At 62.1% G+C, this 17,899-nt stretch carries 18 protein-coding genes; 8 read left to right on the forward strand and 10 right to left on the reverse strand.

Annotated elements, in window-relative coordinates:
* Positions 1-7: 7 nt before the first annotated feature.
* From TX23_RS00220 to TX23_RS00230, 3 genes are all read left to right on the forward strand, one after another.
* On the forward strand, positions 8-1,615 hold the full coding sequence (locus TX23_RS00220) for a carboxyl transferase domain-containing protein (RefSeq protein ID WP_057700505.1): 1,608 nt from the start codon (positions 8-10) through the stop codon (positions 1,613-1,615).
* A 133-nt stretch (positions 1,616-1,748) separates the two neighbouring features.
* Positions 1,749-2,555: a gamma-carboxygeranoyl-CoA hydratase gene (locus TX23_RS00225; RefSeq protein WP_057700506.1), complete on the forward strand. Its 807-nt coding sequence runs from the start codon at positions 1,749-1,751 to the stop codon at positions 2,553-2,555.
* Positions 2,552-4,477, forward strand: coding sequence for an acetyl/propionyl/methylcrotonyl-CoA carboxylase subunit alpha (locus tag TX23_RS00230; RefSeq protein WP_057700507.1), 1,926 nt, complete (start codon positions 2,552-2,554; stop codon positions 4,475-4,477). The genes TX23_RS00225 and TX23_RS00230 overlap by 4 nt, the downstream gene beginning before the upstream one ends.
* Here the strand turns inward: TX23_RS00230 and TX23_RS00235 are convergent.
* Positions 4,474-5,109 carry a LexA family protein gene (locus TX23_RS00235; protein ID WP_057700508.1) on the reverse strand — a complete coding sequence of 212 codons (636 nt, stop codon included), beginning with the start codon at positions 5,107-5,109 and terminating at the stop codon, positions 4,474-4,476. The genes TX23_RS00230 and TX23_RS00235 overlap by 4 nt on opposite strands.
* Before the next feature lie 130 nt (positions 5,110-5,239).
* Here TX23_RS00235 and TX23_RS00240 point away from each other — a divergent pair, with 130 nt between their 5' ends.
* Both TX23_RS00240 and TX23_RS00245 read left to right on the forward strand, forming a co-directional pair.
* The gene (locus TX23_RS00240; protein ID WP_186561673.1) at positions 5,240-5,590 is read left to right on the forward strand and encodes a DUF6124 family protein; all 351 of its coding nucleotides are present in this window, start codon (positions 5,240-5,242) and stop codon (positions 5,588-5,590) included.
* 464 nt (positions 5,591-6,054) lie between these two features.
* A complete protein-coding gene (locus TX23_RS00245) occupies positions 6,055-7,206 on the forward strand; it encodes a M14 family metallopeptidase (protein WP_057700510.1) in 1,152 nt (383 codons plus the stop codon).
* Between the two features lie 53 nt (positions 7,207-7,259).
* Here the strand turns inward: TX23_RS00245 and TX23_RS00250 are convergent, their stop codons facing one another.
* Together TX23_RS00250 and TX23_RS00255 are read right to left on the reverse strand one after the other, a co-directional pair.
* Positions 7,260-7,799 carry a cytochrome b gene (locus TX23_RS00250; RefSeq protein ID WP_057700511.1) on the reverse strand — a complete coding sequence of 180 codons (540 nt, stop codon included), beginning with the start codon at positions 7,797-7,799 and terminating at the stop codon, positions 7,260-7,262.
* Positions 7,796-8,878: a catalase family peroxidase gene (locus TX23_RS00255; RefSeq protein ID WP_057700512.1), complete on the reverse strand. Its 1,083-nt coding sequence runs from the start codon at positions 8,876-8,878 to the stop codon at positions 7,796-7,798. The genes TX23_RS00250 and TX23_RS00255 overlap by 4 nt, the downstream gene beginning before the upstream one ends.
* Positions 8,879-9,045: 167 nt before the next feature.
* On the opposite strand from TX23_RS00255, the gene TX23_RS00260 reads away from it, so the two are divergent.
* Both TX23_RS00260 and TX23_RS00265 read left to right on the forward strand, forming a co-directional pair.
* Entirely contained in the window at positions 9,046-9,552 is a 507-nt protein-coding gene (locus tag TX23_RS00260; protein WP_057700513.1) for a sigma-70 family RNA polymerase sigma factor, read from the forward strand.
* Entirely contained in the window at positions 9,549-10,286 is a 738-nt protein-coding gene (locus tag TX23_RS00265; protein ID WP_057700514.1) for an anti-sigma factor family protein, read from the forward strand. The genes TX23_RS00260 and TX23_RS00265 overlap by 4 nt, the downstream gene beginning before the upstream one ends.
* Here TX23_RS00265 and TX23_RS00270 read toward each other — a convergent pair.
* The 7 genes from TX23_RS00270 to TX23_RS00300 all read right to left on the reverse strand — a co-directional run bounded on the left by TX23_RS00270 (position 10,283) and on the right by TX23_RS00300 (position 16,608).
* Positions 10,283-11,203 carry a Csu type fimbrial protein gene (locus tag TX23_RS00270; protein ID WP_057701120.1) on the reverse strand — a complete coding sequence of 307 codons (921 nt, stop codon included), beginning with the start codon at positions 11,201-11,203 and terminating at the stop codon, positions 10,283-10,285. The two genes, TX23_RS00265 and TX23_RS00270, sit on opposite strands and share 4 nt — an antisense overlap.
* Before the next feature lie 77 nt (positions 11,204-11,280).
* The gene (locus TX23_RS00275; RefSeq protein WP_057701121.1) at positions 11,281-13,629 is read right to left on the reverse strand and encodes a fimbria/pilus outer membrane usher protein; all 2,349 of its coding nucleotides are present in this window, start codon (positions 13,627-13,629) and stop codon (positions 11,281-11,283) included.
* A gap of 72 nt (positions 13,630-13,701) precedes the next feature.
* Entirely contained in the window at positions 13,702-14,490 is a 789-nt protein-coding gene (locus tag TX23_RS00280; protein WP_057700515.1) for a fimbrial biogenesis chaperone, read from the reverse strand.
* 26 nt (positions 14,491-14,516) lie between these two features.
* Positions 14,517-15,005, reverse strand: coding sequence for a Csu type fimbrial protein (locus TX23_RS00285; RefSeq protein WP_057700516.1), 489 nt, complete (start codon positions 15,003-15,005; stop codon positions 14,517-14,519).
* A gap of 2 nt (positions 15,006-15,007) precedes the next feature.
* Entirely contained in the window at positions 15,008-15,550 is a 543-nt protein-coding gene (locus tag TX23_RS00290; protein ID WP_057701122.1) for a Csu type fimbrial protein, read from the reverse strand.
* A gap of 18 nt (positions 15,551-15,568) precedes the next feature.
* Positions 15,569-16,114, reverse strand: a complete 546-nt coding sequence (locus TX23_RS00295; RefSeq protein ID WP_057700517.1) for a Csu type fimbrial protein — start codon at positions 16,112-16,114, stop codon at positions 15,569-15,571.
* Complete coding sequence (locus TX23_RS00300; protein ID WP_057701123.1) at positions 16,108-16,608, reverse strand: Csu type fimbrial protein; 501 nt, start codon at positions 16,606-16,608, stop codon at positions 16,108-16,110. The genes TX23_RS00295 and TX23_RS00300 overlap by 7 nt, the downstream gene beginning before the upstream one ends.
* A gap of 181 nt (positions 16,609-16,789) precedes the next feature.
* Here TX23_RS00300 and zapE point away from each other — a divergent pair, with 181 nt between their 5' ends.
* Complete coding sequence (gene zapE, locus TX23_RS00305; RefSeq protein ID WP_057700518.1) at positions 16,790-17,884, forward strand: cell division protein ZapE; 1,095 nt, start codon at positions 16,790-16,792, stop codon at positions 17,882-17,884.
* The last annotated feature ends 15 nt before the right edge of the window (positions 17,885-17,899 follow it).

Genomic DNA, 17,899 nt, shown 5'->3' on the forward strand with positions numbered 1-17,899 from the left:
GCGCGTCATGGCCACCCTGCATACCCAGCTCAACCCACGCTCGGCGGAATTTGCCGCCAATAGCGCGGCGATGCTTGCACAGGTCGACGCCCTGCATACCCTGCTCGCCCATGTGCAACAGGGTGGCGGCGCCAAGGCCCAGGAACGCCACACCTCGCGCGGCAAGCTGTTGCCCCGCGAGCGCATCAACCGTCTGCTCGACCCGGGCTCGCCGTTTCTGGAGCTGAGCCAGCTGGCGGCTCATCAGGTGTACGGCGAAGATGTCCCGGCGGCTGGAGTGATCGCCGGCATCGGCCGCGTGGAAGGTGTGGAGTGCATGATCGTCGCCAACGATGCCACGGTCAAAGGCGGCTCCTACTACCCGCTGACGGTGAAAAAGCATCTGCGTGCCCAGACCATCGCCGAGCAGAACCGTCTGCCGTGTATCTACCTGGTGGATTCCGGCGGCGCCAACCTGCCGCGCCAGGACGAGGTGTTCCCCGACCGCGAGCACTTTGGGCGGATCTTCTTCAACCAGGCCAACATGAGCGCCCAGGGCATCCCGCAGATTGCTGTGGTGATGGGCTCATGTACCGCCGGCGGCGCCTATGTGCCAGCGATGGCCGACGAAGCGATCATGGTGCGTCAGCAAGCCACTATTTTTCTGGCCGGCCCGCCGCTGGTAAAGGCGGCCACTGGTGAAGTGGTCAGCGCCGAAGACCTCGGCGGCGCTGATGTGCACTGCAAGATCTCCGGCGTGGCCGACCACTATGCCGACAGCGATGAACACGCCCTGGCCCTGGCCCGGCGCAGCGTGGCCAACCTCAATTGGCGCAAACAGGGTCAATTGCTGCAGCGCCCGCCCGTGGCACCGCTGTACAGCAGCGAAGAGCTTTACGGGGTGATTCCGGCGGATGCCAAGCAGCCGTTCGATGTACGCGAAGTCATCGCGCGGCTGGTGGACGGTTCGGTGTTCGACGAGTTCAAGGCGTTGTTCGGGACGACCTTGGTATGCGGCTTTGCGCACCTGCATGGCTACCCGATCGCGATTCTGGCCAACAACGGCATCCTGTTTGCCGAGGCCGCACAGAAAGGCGCGCACTTTATCGAGCTGGCCTGTCAGCGTGGGATTCCCCTGCTGTTTCTGCAAAACATCACCGGTTTCATGGTCGGCCAGAAATACGAAGCCGGGGGTATCGCCAAGCATGGCGCCAAGCTGGTGACGGCAGTGGCGTGCGCCAGGGTGCCGAAATTCACCGTGATCATCGGTGGCAGCTTTGGCGCCGGTAACTACGGGATGTGCGGCCGCGCCTATGACCCGCGCTTCTTGTGGATGTGGCCCAACGCACGCATTGGCGTGATGGGCGCCGAACAGGCGGCCGGGGTGCTGGTGCAAGTCAAACGCGAGCAGGCTGAACGCGCCGGCAACGGTTTCAGTGCCGAGGAGGAAGCCGCCATCAAGCAGCCGATCCTCGACCAGTATGAAACCCAGGGCCACCCCTACTACTCCAGCGCGCGCTTGTGGGATGACGGCGTTATCGACCCCCTGCAGACCCGCGATGTGCTGGCCCTGGCCTTGTCCGCCGCGCTGAACGCCCCCATCGAGCCGAGCCGCTTCGGCGTGTTCCGCATGTAACCTGTAGGAGCGAGCTTGCTCGCGAAGAACGTCAGAGCAACGCGAACATCCAGAATACCCGCGTTATCGTTGACGACCTTCGCGATCAAGCTCGCTCCTACAGGAGGCCTCTCATTATCATGGAGCTCCTTGCATGAACGATTTCAACACCCTCGAACTGATCACCGACAGCCGTGGCTTTGCCACGCTGTGGCTCAGTCGTGAAGCCAAGAACAACGCGTTCAATGCCGAAATGATCCGCGAACTGATCATTGCCCTGGACCAGGTGCAAGGCGACCCATCTCTGCGCTTTCTGGTGGTGCGCGGGCGCGGCAAGCACTTCAGCGCCGGCGCCGACCTGGCCTGGATGCAACAGTCTGCCGAGTTGGACTATCACACCAACCTGGACGACGCCCGCGAGCTGGCGGAGCTGATGTACAACCTGTCCAAGCTGAAAATTCCCACGCTGGCCGTGGTGCAAGGCGCGGCCTATGGGGGCGCGCTGGGCCTGATCAGTTGCTGCGACATGGCCATCGGCGCCGATGATGCGCAGTTTTGCCTGTCGGAAGTGCGCATCGGTCTGGCGCCGGCAGTGATCAGCCCGTTCGTGGTGCAGGCCATTGGCGAGCGCGCAGCCCGTCGCTATGCCCTGACGGCCGAACGGTTTGGTGGCCAAAGGGCACGGGAGATCGGCTTGCTGGCGGAGAGCTATCCGGTCGAAACCCTGGATCAACACGTGGATCAATGGGTTGCCAACCTGCTGCAAAACAGCCCGGCGGCGATGCGCGCCAGTAAGGATTTGCTGCGTGAAGTCGGTCACGGCGCACTCACCCCTGCACTGCGACGGTATTGCGAAAATGCCATCGCACGCATTCGGGTAAGCGCCGAGGGCCAGGAAGGATTGCGGGCCTTCCTGCAAAAACGTGCGCCAAGCTGGCAAGCCCAGGAGCCGCGCTCATGAGCACACTGACTACCCTCCTGGTGGCCAACCGTGGCGAGATCGCCTGCCGAGTCATGCGCACCGCCAAGGCCATGGGGCTGACGACCGTGGCCGTGCACAGCGCCATCGACCGTGATGCGCGCCATAGCCGCGAGGCGGATATTTGTGTCGACCTGGGAGGCAGCAAAGCCACCGACAGTTACCTGCAAATCGACAAACTGATTGCCGCCGCCCACGCCAGTGGCGCCCAGGCGATTCACCCCGGCTACGGCTTCCTCTCGGAAAACGCCGGCTTTGCCCGGGCCATCGAGGCGGCAGGCTTGATCTTCCTCGGCCCTCCCGCTGCGGCCATCGACGCCATGGGCAGCAAATCGGCGGCCAAGGCCTTGATGGAAACCGCAGATGTGCCCCTGGTGCCGGGCTATCACGGTCAGGCCCAGGACCTGGAAACCTTCCGCGCCGCCTGTGAGCGTATTGGCTACCCGGTATTGCTCAAGGCGACGGCCGGTGGCGGCGGCAAGGGCATGAAGGTGGTCGAGGATGTCAGCCAATTGGCCGACGCCCTGGCCTCCGCCCAGCGCGAGGCACTGTCGTCCTTCGGCAATGGGCAGATGCTGGTGGAGAAGTACTTGCTCAAGCCGCGTCATGTCGAGATTCAGGTATTTGCCGACCAGCACGGTCATTGTCTTTACCTCAATGAGCGCGACTGTTCGATCCAGCGGCGCCATCAAAAGGTCGTCGAAGAAGCGCCCGCGCCAGGGCTCAGTGTTGAGCAGCGCAAGGCCATGGGCGAAGCGGCCGTACGTGCGGCCAAGGCCATCGGCTATGTGGGTGCCGGTACGGTAGAGTTTCTGCTGGATGCCCGTGGCGAGTTTTTCTTTATGGAGATGAACACGCGACTGCAGGTGGAACATCCGGTCACCGAAGCGATTACCGGTCTGGACCTGGTGGCCTGGCAGATTCGGGTCGCCCAGGGCGAGGCGCTGCCGATCACGCAGGAACAGGTCCCCTTGATCGGTCATGCGATTGAAGTGCGGCTGTATGCCGAAGATCCGACCAATGATTTCCTGCCGGCCACCGGGCACCTGGCGCTGTACCGCGAGTCCAGCCCAGGCCCGGGCCGTCGGGTGGACAGCGGTGTCGAGCAAGGGGACAGCGTGTCGCCCTTCTACGACCCGATGCTCGGCAAACTGATTGCCTGGGGCGAAGACCGCGAACAGGCCCGCCTGCGTCTTTTAAGTATGCTCGATGAGTTTGCCGTGGGTGGGCTCAAGACCAACCTGGGTTTTCTGCGGCGCATCATCGGCCATCCCGCGTTTGCAGCGGCTGAGTTGGATACCGGGTTTATCCCGCGTTATCAGGATGAACTGTTACCGCCACCCGGTGCGTTGAGCGAGGCATTCTGGCAGGCCGCGGGCGCGGCGTTTATGCAGAGCCTGCCGGTGGGTGATGGGCCTTGGGCCAATAACCAGGGCTTTCGAGCGGGGCTGCCCGCCGAAGTGTCGCTGCATCTGAGCTGCAACGGGCAGGATCGGCTGGTGACATTGGCCGGGCACGCGTCGCAACTGTGCGGCGAACAACTGTTGATCGAACATCAGGGTGTACGCCGTGCCCATCTGGCAGTCCGCAACGAAGGCAGCCTGTACCTGCGCTGGGAGGGCGAGATGCATGACGTCAGGCTGTTCGACCCGATTGCCGCGGTCGAGGCCGGCCAATCTCATCAGGGCGGGCTCAGCGCACCGATGAACGGCAGCATCGTGCGCGTGCTGGTGGAGGTTGGCCAAACCGTTGAGGCTGGCACACAGCTGGTGGTACTTGAAGCCATGAAGATGGAACACAGCATTCGTGCGCCCCATGCCGGTGTGGTCAAGGCGCTGTTCTGCCAGGAAGGTGAAATGGTTGCCGAAGGCAGCGCGCTGGTGGAGCTTGAAAGCATCGACTAGAACTTCGCGCTGGCTTGCACCACGACGCCAAGGAGGCGGCAGTCGTCGGTGAGCAGCGCCTTGGGGTACGTGGGATTGAGCGGCACCAGGTAGCGCTGGCCGCTCTCTTCCTGCAATTGACGAAAAGTGGCCTGGGAACTGCCGGCCCATTGGGCCACCACCAGTTTGCCGGGTACAGGATCGATGGCCGGATCCACCAGGATCATCATCCCGGCACCGATGCTCATTCCCGTTGGCGCGGTCATGGCGTCGCCCGTCACAGGCAGCCAGAACGCCTCGCCACGAGCGTGGTAATCGGTTAATTCGTAGCGGCCAGGCCCATAGGCTGCACGTTCTTCGCGCAGCTCGCACGCCTGCTGCCAATCGCTGACCGGGTAGCGGAAATACGGGTTGTAGTGCTGTTCCAACACAGGCTCTTGCGCCGCCCGCTCACGAATGTCCAGCGCCACCTCCAGGTAGCCCAGCCCCAGCTCGGCCAGTACCCGGTTCATGTCCGCCAGGCTTGGCACTCGACGCTTGTTGAGCCAATGGCCGACACCGCCCTGGGACATGCCCAGGCGCTCCGCCAATTGCTCCTGCGTGACCTTGCGGTCTTTCATGTTGGCTTTGACCAACGCTATCCAGTTATCCATGGCGCCTGACAATACGGTGCGTATTTTTCGGGGCAATAAACAGTTTGTAGTAATCCATAAAACGACATAAATACGATACGTACTATCATCAAGCCTAAGGATTTCGACACCCACCGGAGTACTGCCGCTTATGACCAATAGCCCGCATTCATTGCCCGAAACACCGGAACACGTTGAGTTACAACACATGTGCCACAGCGGCGCAGCCCAGCGCGCGCTGGACTATTACTTGAAAGAAGAGATGTCGACGCCGGACGTGGAAGGTGCCCTGTTCGCGATCAAGCCGGGCGTCAGCCAGGAGGAGGCCCTGGTTCATGCTTCGGACCTGCTGCGCAGTGCTGCGGCAACCGCCTACGAGTCAGCGTGCCGCCATCAGGGCAATCAGCGCGACCTGGCGTTTTCCGTGGTGTATTTGATCGATATGGCGAAGGCGATGGTGGAGCGCTCGTTGCAAACGCCAGAGGCCCAGGCAAACGCGTAACAGACACGAAAGAAAAATATTTCTATCCCACGGATAAAAACATTTGACTTGCAAATGATAATGATTATTATTGGACCCAGCTGATCGCGAGATCAGTCGATAGACCAAGGGACCTTAGGTCGGACTCTTGGAATATCTCCTCATCAGGCTAATCACGGTTTTTGACCCGGCTCTTTGGCCGGGTCTTTTTTTTGCCAGTTTCCCTGGCATGGCTTCAGGCTAATGAAGACTGTGTGTTGCTCGATGGCGCGCATGGTAGCAAAAGAGCATCGCCGAAAGAAAGCCACGCAACTGCTCTAGGCCGGATCTTTGCGAAATAGCGCTTGAGAATCAATCTCATAGACCCTAAGCTGCTGCGGCGTCACGGATGACGCCCCCTCCCCGTGCAACAATTTTGCATCCAGGTTTTACCTGACCTCTGTGTAATATAGCCGCCACATCACTCATATTCAGGCAACCAGACTATGACCGTGGCTTTGACCTCCATCAAGATCAGCACCGATTTCGACAGCGGCAATATCCAGGTCCTGGATGCCAGCGATGCCTATCAGTTGTTGCTGGCAATCAAACCCGATACCCGTAGCAAACATTTTCAATGGTTCCACTTCAAGGCCGAAGGCATGCACGTGGGGCACACCCACACCTTTCGATTGAGCAACGCGGGTGGCTCATCCTATAAACACGCCTGGAGCGGCTACAACGCCGTGGCGTCCTATGACCATATCAACTGGTTCCGCGTGCCAACGCGCTTTGATGGCGAGATTCTGCATATCACGCTCCAGACCCGCGAAAAGCACGCATGGTTCGCCTACTTCGAACCCTACAGCCGTGAACGCCACGACTGGCTGATCGAACAAGCCCTGAAGTACGCCGGCGTCAAGCTGCTGGACACCGGCAAGAGTGTCGAAGGGCGCGATATACAACTGTTGCGCCGTGGCAAAGGGGCTGAAGGCCGCCTCAAGGTGTGGATCATTGCCCAACAGCACCCGGGCGAACACATGGCCGAATGGTTTATGGAAGGCGTGATTGAGCGCCTGCAAAAGGACGGTGACGCCGAGTTGAAAAAACTCCTGAAAGTAGCCGACCTGTACCTGGTGCCCAACATGAACCCCGACGGCGCTTTCCATGGTCACCTGCGTACCAACGCCATGGGCCAGGACCTCAACCGCGCCTGGCAAAACGCCGATCAGGAAACCAGCCCGGAAGTGCTGTTCGTGCAGCAGCAAATGGAAAAGTACGGCGTGGACCTGTTCCTCGATATCCATGGCGACGAAGAAATCCCCTACATCTTCACCGCCGGCTGCGAAGGCAATCCAGGCTACACCCCACGCATCGAAGCCCTGGAAAAACGCTTTCGCAACCACCTGAGCCATCTGACCCGGGACTTCCAAACCACCCACGGCTACACCCGCGACCTGCCGGGCGAAGCCAACATGACCCTGGCCTGCAACGCGGTCGGTGAGAAGTACGACTGCCTGTCCCTGACCCTGGAAATGCCCTTCAAGGACAACGACGATGCGCCCAACCCGCGTACCGGCTGGTCGGGCGATCGATCGAAACAGCTCGGCAAGGACGTATTGAGCAGCGTCGCCGATATCGTCGGGCTGTTGCGCTAACCCCTTGTGGCGAGCTTTTGGTAGCGAGCAAGCGCGCTCGCCACAGACGTCCATCAATCCCTGGTGCCGGTCATGCTCTGCAATACCCCATCGCGGCGGATCAAGCCGTGAAACAACGCCGCCGCCAAGTGCACCAGCACCGTCAGGAACAACAGGTAGGCAAGGTAGCCGTGAGCCTTGCGCAACAGCGCAAATAACGGCGCATTCGCTCCTACCAGCGCAGGCAGTTGCACGGAGCTGCTGAGCATCACCGGGTCACCGGCGGCCGAAATCATCGCCCAGCCGAGCAGCGGTAACACCAGCATTAACGCATACAGCAGCACATGGGAAGCCTTGGCCGCCAGCACTTGCCACATCGGCAAGTCGGCAGGCAAAGGCGGTTGCCGGGTGGAAAAACGCACAGCCAAGCGCACAATCACCAGCGCCAGAATCGCAATACCCAGCGGTTTGTGCAGGTGGATCAACCACTCATGGCGCTCCGACACCGACGCCGCCAGTCCCGCACCGATAAACAGCATGGCAATGATCATCAGCGCCATCAGCCAGTGCAGCAGACGCGCCAGCGGCGCGAAAAAACGCGGTTGAGCATTCATGGCTTCGACTCCTGAGGGGCGCTGTGCAACGGGCTGACTTCTCCCGCGCGGCGCAGGTATGAGCTGGCGTACGCGGCGGAACGTGCGGCCAACAGCGGATCGTTGGAGGCCTCGATACCACTGGGCAAAATCAGCGGGTCAAAGTTGATATCACGGCAATCACCGTCTGCCTGCGGCTGGCTGCTTTGCAACACCAGGGTGCCGGCGTTGAGCACCGTGTGCGGGCCACTCCAGGTTTTGCTCGCGTCATCCAGGGGGTCACCGGGGTTGGCCAGGGTCATGCTCAACTGCCAACGCAAAGGCCCGGCGGCCAGGCGTTGCACCAAATCCTGTTGCAGAAAGTCACTGCCCGACGGCGCGGTATCACCCGCTGCGTCCTGGGCCTGCGGCACCACGCTCCACCGCACAGCCTGGCGCTTGCCACCTTCGCCCACCAGGTAAAAGGCGTTGATGCCGTTGTAGGTTTGCGTCGCATAACTGGCCGATGGCTTGGCGGTCTTGACCCAGGCCAGGAATGGCGCCGTCTCCGGGTGTGCGGCAAAAAACGCCGGCATGTTTGCAGGGTTCGGCTTGCCGGTGGCGGGGTCTGGCGCGCCCGCCTTGAGCAACTGGTAGAACGCCTCGGGCGTGCCCACCGGAAACACCGGCATACTGTTCATTCCCGTACGCCACTGCTGGCCGTTGGCCTGGCTGAATTGCACGGCAAAACTGCGAATCGGCACACTGCTGTCCGGTGCATAGGGGTTACCGCTGGGCAAGGCAAACCGTCCGATTACCGGGGTCTTGGCCTCGCTGAACACCTGGGCGCTGGAGTAAGCGCGCGCCTCTGCGCTGGGCTCGAAGTAACCCGCCACACACACGCCTTTGGCATGATTGCGGCGAAAACCCGGGTGTACGCCGTTATTGGTTTCCAAGGCATTGACCAAGGTTTTGGGACGCAAGCGCTGTGGGTCGAGGGTGCCATTGACGTAGGCAAATGCCCCGGCAACCGCGGCAACCACGATGCCGATGCCCGCCAGTCGTGCGATCAGGCTGGCAGTGCTCAAAGGAGGACGGGGTGGTGGAGAGTGATCTACCATGCAGGAACTCCAGGGCCATGGGCCTCAGGGTGAAACATAAGGTCGGAGCATTAAGACGAACGCCGATTTGCTCTATTCCCTGACCCTGGATTTATTTTGCAGGCCGGGGAATAACCTCCAACGCCGGACGTCTCTTTAATCCCAGCGTAGTGAACAGCCAGACGCCCATGCATGAACTCGACGAACAGTTACGCGAACTCATCCCCAGGTTGCGACGTTTTGCCGTGTCGCTGACGCGCAACAGCAGCAGCGCCGACGACCTGGTGCAGGCCACTCTGGAGCGGGCGATCATCGCCTGGGCCGATAAGCGTATCGAAGGCGACCTGCGCGCCTGGCTGTTCGCGATCCTCTATCGGCAGTTCCTCGACGCACACCGTCGCAGCCGACGCTACGCACGTATGCTCGAATTCTTCACCGGTCGCGATGATGCGCAACCTTCGGTGGAACGCACAGTGATGGCCCAATCCACCCTGCAAGCCTTCGACCAGCTCACCACCGAACAGCGCGCCCTGCTGCTGTGGGTGTCTGTGGAGGGTTTGAGCTACAAGGAAGTCGCCGAGATACTTGCGGTACCTATCGGCACCGTGATGTCGCGCCTGTCCCGCGCGCGTCAAGCGTTGCGTCAGCTCAGCGATGGCGAAATTGCCGGCCCTGCCCTGCGGAGACTCAAATGATCAGCCTGCCCCCCAGCGAACGCGACTTGCATGCTTACGTCGATCACCAACTGCCGGACAGTGACCGCCGCGCGCTTGAAACCTGGCTGGCCAACCACCCCGAAGCGGCCGCCCAGGTCCACGCCTGGCAACAGGACGCGCAGTTATTGCGGGCATCCTTAAGCGGCGCCCTGCAGCAGCCGAGTAACCCGGCACTGGACCCGGCGTTGATCCGTCAGCGCATCAAGCGTCAGTCGCGCCGCCACTTCGCCACGGCGGCGGTGTTGCTGATCGCCGTGAGCCTTGGCGGGTTTGGCGGCTGGCACGCCCGCGAAGCCACCCAGCCACAGCCGTTGCCGATGACCGATGCCATGCAGGCTTATCGCCTGTTTGCTCAGGACGGCATCATGCCCGCCGACTACAACGACGAGGGCAGCGGCAATATGCAGGCCTGGCTCGACCGCTACTTCAATCAAGCCCATCGCCTGCCCGACCTCAGCCAGGCAGGCTTCAAGCCGGTCAGCGGGCGCCTGCTCACCACCGATCAGGGTGCAGCGGCCATGGTGCTGTACCAGGACCCCCAGGGCCGACGCATCAGCTTTTATATCCGCCCGCCGGGCCCGAACAATGGGTTCCTGCCCCGTGGCAGCCGCAGCGCCGATGGCTTGCAGGCCGAGTACTGGTCGGGCGGCGGCTACAACTACGCAATGGTCAGCCCGGCAGACCAACCCACCCCGGCGCTGATGAAGTTTTAAAAGCCTACGTCCAGCACCACGTTGTCCAGATAGGTGCCGCTGGGTGGCGTGGGCTGGTCAGTGTAGATGCGCGCGTTGTAGTTAAATACCTGGCTGCCGATGCCCAACCCATTGCCGGGGTTGACCTCCGCCGTGGAACTGGCCCGCCGCGCCGCGCCGACGCTGCCCCAGCGCGTGGTGCCGGCGCTTTTGAAGAGGTCATAGGCCAGGTAGTTGCTGCCCGAAACCATGCGCCGGCGCCCGCCGACGCTGACCGGGTTCTGGCCATCGCTCAAGCCCACCGTGTAGGCACTGCCTTTGGTGCAGGCAATATTGATGGTCTGGCCGGTCACTGCGGTAAACCCACTGACCACCGGCGCGCTGCCAAAGCTGATATTCGGCGCGGTGATCTGGCAGTCATTGGTCACTGTCATACTGACGGTCAGGCTCGCCGTGCCGCTGCCCGTATCACGCCCCAGGCAAATGCCGCCAAGGCCGATCCCCGAGCAATAATTCCACACCCAGGCAATGTTCAGTGTCTCGGTGTACAGCCCCGCTGCGATATTGCTGCCGGTAATGCTGCTCAGGTACAACGGCACGGTTTTCGCTCCGGGCCCGGCGATCAGGCCAATGCTCTGGGCAATGCCGCCAGCACCGCCGAAATCGAATTGGGCGCCTCGGGTGATGGGATAGCTGGTGCTGTTGTTGCCATAAATCGTGTAGCCAATCACATCACCGGTCGGCCCGACCATGCCAGCTGTGGACGAGGTGATCGTGGCGTAGAAGTGGTCGGTAGACACCAGCAGTGAAATCAACGCCTGGGTGCAACTCAACCCGGAGTTGGTGGTGGAACTGGTCTGCGCCGCGCTGCGCACCGTCATCGAACTGATCGAACCGAAACTGGCCGGCACCGTGGAAACCACCGAACACACGGCCATAGCCTGCCCGGATAACAACAGCCCTGCCCCATACAGCCATGCCTTGCCCCTCACCCGCAGCCTCCTTGCTCAAACGCTCACTGGCATACCAACGGCCCGATCAGGGGCACGTCCTGTTGTTGCTCATCGATGTCGAATGTCGCCTGGCAGGTACGCCCCTCACCGAGGGTGACCTGCAGGGTATTGTGGGCGCTGAGATTTTCCAGATAGACCAGCCCATCCCACCCCACCACCGCCTGAGTGTTGCTTTGCTCGTGCAGCACCAGGCTGCCCAGCGCCAACTCCTGATGCTGGCGGTCCACCAGCGTGACACTCGCGGCGAGCACCCGGTGCAGCGCAAACTCCAACAGATAGCCGCTGCCTCGGCGTACCGAAACGCGCTGTTCCACATTGGGGCTCTGTACATTCGCCGGCAGGTTCAGCGGGTCGATCTCATATTTGCCGCGGTAATACGCACTGCTCCACGGCACCAACAAATGACCGTTGCGGTCGGTCTGGCCCACCAGCTGGTTTTCGTAGCGCACTGGAATCCCGGCGAACCCCTGGGTACTCACCACCACAAACGCGTCATTGATACGGTTGGCAGCAAAGGTTTCGCCGCCCATCCACACCAGCGAGCCGCTGGCATCCGCCCAGCGCGTTTCGGCATCGCTGCTGCCGTACACGCCGGCCTGCAACTGCACTGACTGCAAGCGCCAGGTCAGGTCGGCCTGCCGATAGCTCGGCGCATCACCCTGGGCATAGCCGAGGTTGTAGCCTACGCCGCCTTCGCTGGGCACCGCGCGGCTGTAGTTGATGCGCTGGCGACTGGCGCCATCTTTGCTGCGCTCGGTGCTTAAGGCCAGGCTGCCGTTGAGGTCGAACGGGATCACCAGTTGCGCCTGCATGGCCCAGTTGCTGTCGCCGATTTCGCGGTTGGCCGACAGGTAGAAGCTGGTGTTGCGCCACAGCGGTTTGCTCCAGCTGAGGTTGAGCAGGCGCGTGCGCGAATCGTCTGCCGCCTGCACGTCGAAATAACCCAGGCCCAGGCTGCCGAAACGTTGAAGGTTGAGGCTCAGCGTCACTTGCTCGCTGCGCTTGCTGAGGCTGGCGTATGGGGTGTCGACCAGGGTCAGGTCGGCGTAGTCATCGCGCCGTTCGACACGTTGGTACATCAGGCTGTAGAGGGTGCTGTTGTACTGGTAGCCGAGGCTCAGTTGCTGGCCGCTGCGGCTGTCGAACTGGCTTTGGCTGAGGGCGGTATTGAGCACGCCGAAGTTGCCCAGGCGCAGGTTGCCGCCAAGCCCGCCGAGGGTCAGGTCGCTGGAGGCTTCGGCGTGGCTTTCCAGGGTCAGGTTGTCGGAGTAGCCATAGCGAAAGGTGCCGCTGGCCACGCCCGGCCCATAACCGAAATCGCGCAGGGTGTAGTCACGACGCAAGGTACCGGCAGCCACCGAAAAATCCGTCAAGCCTTGTTGCAGCAAGGTGCTGGTTACGTAGAACGGCACCGTGGTCGATACCTGGCGCCCGAGGGCGTCGGTGGTCACCACGACAGCCTCCCCGGCACCATTGATAAAGGGCACGTTGGTCAGGGTATAAGGACCGGGTTGCAGCTGCGCGGTGTCGGATTTATAGCCATTGATAAACAGGTCCACCGACGAGGGCACTGCCGCCTCACCGGCGAACTGCGGCAAAGGGTAAGTGACCAAATCCGGGCGCACGGCAAAGTCTCGGGACAGTTGCACCCCGCCCAGGCGCACCGAGCTGCTCCAGGGCAACGAGCCGCTGATCACATCGCCAGCCTCGTAGGTGAGCAAGCGCTCATCATCAGAAAATCGCCAAGTGGTGTCGTAACGCCGATAACCGTTACCGAGGGCATTGTCATTGATGCCATCGGCCAGGGTCTGGCGCACCTGTCCGGTGTTGGACAAGGTGCCCCAGGTGTCGAACAGCCGCACTTCGTTCCAGGCGGCGAGGTAGCTGCCGCCGTCATCGGTGTCATTGAAATACACGTCATAGTTGAGCAAGGCGCCGAAGCTGCTCATGGCCTGGGTGCGCGGATAGGTGTTGCGGTTGCCGATAAACTGCGCTTGCAACCAGGACGGCGGCACATCCAGCAACAGCCGCTGGCCATTGCTGTCGTAGTCACTGTGCAGCCCGGGAACCTGGTCCAGGGCCACGCTGCCGACAGGCTCGCCGGGCAGTTTCATGCCCACTTCCTGCAACGCGCTGGCCGGCACGAACAACTGGCCGGCGCGCTGGTCGACCGCAATGACGCGGCCTGTGTCCATCTGGTTGACCACCAGTTCCAGAAACAGCTGTGCATCGGCAACTGCCTCCATGCTGCCGGGCGGCGGCGGCAAGTCGCCTGCCATCGCGGCGCCCCACAGCCCGCTTGCCACTGCCACCGACGGCCATAAAACCCGAGCCCAGCCACGACTCACCATGGCGTTGTGTCCTTCAATGGACATCTCCATCCTGTTAAAACCCGGGCGTGTACCCGTTGCGCGACATAACCGTTATCGCTTGGGCGCCAGGCTCTCCAATTGCGGCGCGCCGTTGACCCTGACCTGCAACGGCTGGTCGGCCGATACGGCATCCGGCACCGGCCAGCGCATACTCGCGCCCGGCAGCACATAGCCGAGCAAACCTTCTACCAATGGCCGAGTCTGCCCGCCTTGTTTGAACGAGGCATCGGTGAGCCGCGCATGCACGGCGCCCTGGTTACGCACCTCGATGTAACTGCGCCCACCTACGTTGACCTTTTGCCAGCTCAAGTCCGGCTTGCCTGCACCCTTGGGGTCGCGTTGGCGGGTCGCGTCGTCCTTGCTCCACAACCCGGCGCCGTAGGCGAACAGCGGTACCGAATAACGCATCTGAAAGCGAATCGCCGCTGCCGTGTTCTTGCCTTCCGGCGGCGCCGGCACCTGCAGCGCCGAGGGGATTTCATCGATGATGATGCGATAGGCCAGTTCCTGCCCCGGCGGCACTTCGCGGGTGCGGGTCAGGCGTACCAGTTGCTTTTGGCCGGGCTCGATTTTGGCCACCGGCGGGCTGCCGATCACGTCGCGCTGGTTCTGGTACTGCTCGTCGAAGCCGTTTTGGCTCCAGGCAAATACGCGGATTTGCAGGTTGGCCGTCTCCGTACCGCGGTTCTCCAGCCACAGCGCGCTAGCCTGTTGATCGGCCTCCAGCACCGGGTCGATGGGCCAGATCAGCACCGAGCTGGCCGCCTGCACCAGCCCTGCATTGCACAAAAGTCCCAAGGCAATACCCGCGGCCCACCACCGCCGGGAAGTTGAACGCATAAATCCACTCCTCAATACCGTTAGCCCTACCACGACAGCTGCACCTGCAGCGTGTCGCTGTACGTCCCCCCAGGCTGATTGCCCGGTAATACCACCCGCCCGTAAATCGGCAGGCTGATGGTGTTGGCATCGCTGTAAGTCACGCTGACGCTCTGGTTGACCCCCAGGCTCTGGCTGAACGCCGCATCGCGAAACAATTGATAGGCCACCCGCGCGCTGCCGCTGTTGAGCTGCAAATTGCGCCCGGCACTGTTGTAAAGGCCGCCATCGACACTCATGCTCAGCGCCACCCCCGGTGTACATTGCAAGGTCACACCGCCGGTCAGGGCCGCTGTGACCGTACTGGTGGCCAGTGCCGAATAGCTGCCATAGCTCAACGCGCCGTAGTTGGACCCGCCGCCCACGATCAGGCAGCCAGGGGTAATGGTCGCGCTGACCTGGAAGCTCTGGCTCGTCGCGGCAGGCAACGGCAGCGGCAGCGCCAATCCACAGGCCAACCCTAGCCTGAGCCACAGGGTCAGAACGTCAGCTCCACGGCCACGGTATCGGTGTAGGTACCTGCCGGCAGGCCCGCCTTGCCCACTGCCCGACCGTAAAGATTGACGGTTTGCGCCACGCCGGTACTGGTGGCGAGCGTCACCACGCCATCGATCGCCAACAGCGCGGAACGCCCGCTGTCGGTGTAGAAATCGTAAGGCACGAAGTTACCCCCGCCATCGGCCAGCGCGCGAGTGCCACCGGGGGAAGCACCATCGTGGGCACCGGCACGCACCTTGATCGTTGGCGCGGTGCCAGCCGAACACAGGATCGACAACGCCCCGCCGGTACCGGTACCGCCGAGCAACTGAGCGTCGGCGTTGGTAAACAGGCTGTTGGTGGTGCCGAAGTTCAAGCTACCGAAATTCAGCCCGGTGGCCGCCCCGGAGCCGTTGACCTGGCAACTGGCGATCAGGGTCAGGCTCGAACTGATCTGCCCGGTGACCGTGGTCGCCGCGTTCAGGCTGGAGGCCATTGCCAGGCCCAGGGCACACACGCCCATTCGCGCTACGAGTACATGCATGATATCCATCCTCATGGTTTACCAATCCAGAGTCACCGTCAGGGTGTCTGTGTAGATGCCGGCCGGTAGGGCCCTGGTATTCGCCACCACGGAGCCGAATACCGGAATGGGTACCTGTGCGCCTTGGGTCACGACGAAATTGCGTTGCTGACCGATGCGGTAGGCACTTTGGCCCAGCGCATCGGCCGATAGCCGGTAGGGAATGGTCTGGCGCCCGTTGCTCAAGCGGCGCGTGGTACCGTCGCCATGGGCGCCACCGTCGATGGTCACGGTAAAACTGCTGACCAACGACGGGTTGCAGGACACCGACAGCGGCGCCTTGTCGCCATCGGAAATGGTCGCGCCCAGGGTGTCGTTCCAGGTCGGGCCCTGGCTGCCGAAATCCAACAGTGCAGTGCCGCCTTCGGGCGTCACCGGCGCGCGCTCCACGCCTTTGCTGACTTCGCAACTGGCGGTAATCACCAACCGCGCGTGGATCTGCCCGCTGGCCACGGCCGCCTGCGCGTCCTCGGCCAACAACAGCAGACCGCCCAGGGCCGCAACGGCCAGATAGCGGCTTACCATGTGACCGTGACCTTGAGCAGGTCGGAATAACGCCCCACCGCCGGGACGTCTTTGAGCGGTTCGATACGGCCATACAACGGCAAGTCAACGGAGCCGGTGTCCGGTACGCGGCCACTGACCGGCACGTCCACCGGCAAGGGGATCAACCGTGCAGCATCGGCATAAATGCGATAAGGAATGGGTTTGCTTGAGGGCGTCGCAGTGACGAGGTAACGCACCTCGCCCACGCCACCGTGCAGGCCGCCGTCAACGCGCATTTGGTAAGGCGTATCGGGGTTGCACTCCAGGCGCGGCTGGCGCTGGCTGATCAGGGCCGCACTCAGGGGGCCGGCCGGGTCATCCAGACGCGGGCCGCTGCCGAAATCCAATACGCCAAGTTGCTCGATGCCCGCAGTGCGAGTGGTGCCCACTAACTGGCAACCCCGCTGCACGTCGATGCGCACCTCCACCTGGAGTTGCGCAGCAGAAGCCGTGTTGTAGAGCATCGCGCCCATGACAGCCAATACCGCCGATCCCTTCACTGCCCCAATTCCTTATACAGGGGTGACAACTGTGTATGAGGTTAGCCAGTTAACGTGAAAGTGCCAGTTTGCACGGTGTGGCGCCCTTCCCTATTGGTCAAATGGCATCGAGCGTCCTACAGTGAGCGACCACCGCAATACAGAGTGATTATTCTTGGCCGTGCTTGCCCTGCTCCAGCGCCTGCTGGGTAAAAAAACCGACGCCTGGGGCGCCTCGCCCATTCCCGCCTATTTTCAAAAAAAGGCCGAGCAACAGGGCTATACCCTCAGTGATGGCCAGATCCGGGCGATTACCGCCCTGAATCGCGAGGCCCAGCACCTGCTTAACGGCCAGGCCACGCGCAGCCTGTACCTGCACGGCCCGGTAGGGCGAGGCAAAAGCTGGCTGCTGGACGGTTTTTTCCAGGCGCTGCCCATGGCCGAGAAACAACGCGTGCATTTCCACGGCTTCTTTGCCCGGCTGCACCAGGGCATGTTTGTGAACCGTGAGCATGAGGATGCCTTGGGCGTTACTCTGGATCGGTTGCTCGCAGGTTGCCGGGTGCTGTGTTTTGACGAGTTCCATGTGCACGATATCGGCGATGCAATGCTCATCAGCCGCTTGTTCAAAGCCCTGTTCCAACGCGGCGTGCTGGTGCTGGTAACGTCCAACTACCCGCCCGCAGGGTTATTGCCCAACCCGCTGTACCACGAACGCTTCAAACCGGTGATCGACCTGATCGCCGCCCGCATGGATGTGCTGGAAGTCAGCGCGTCCCAGGATTTTCGCAGCCTGCCCCAGGCCCATGCGCAACAACGTTTCACTCGTGGCCAGTATGTGTGGCCGGGTACATCGGCCCAGCGCGAAAGCCTTGGTGTACCCGCAACCAATGGTCCGGCGCAAACCCTGACGGTTGGCAACCGGCAGTTGCTGTGCCGAAGCCATCAGGCACCGACCATCCTGTTCACCTTCAACGATCTGTGCGAACAGCTCACCGCCGTGATGGATTACCTGTTGCTGTGCCAGGACTTCGACCACTGGATCATCGACGGCCTGCCGCAGTTGGCCGAATGCCCCATCGCCGTGCAACAGCGCTTTATCAACCTGGTGGACGTGCTCTACGACCAGGACAAACACCTGACCCTCATCGGTCACCAGCCGCTGGATAAATCCCTGGAAGGCCAGGCCATCGACCTCGCCCGCACCGCCAGCCGACTGCACCAATTGCAAACGCTCTGCCCGCAAACCGCACCCGAGCCGCTATCATGAGCGCCTTTTACGCCC

The organism is Pseudomonas paralactis, assembly GCF_001439735.1.
Classification (GTDB): Bacteria; Pseudomonadota; Gammaproteobacteria; order Pseudomonadales; family Pseudomonadaceae; genus Aquipseudomonas; species Aquipseudomonas paralactis.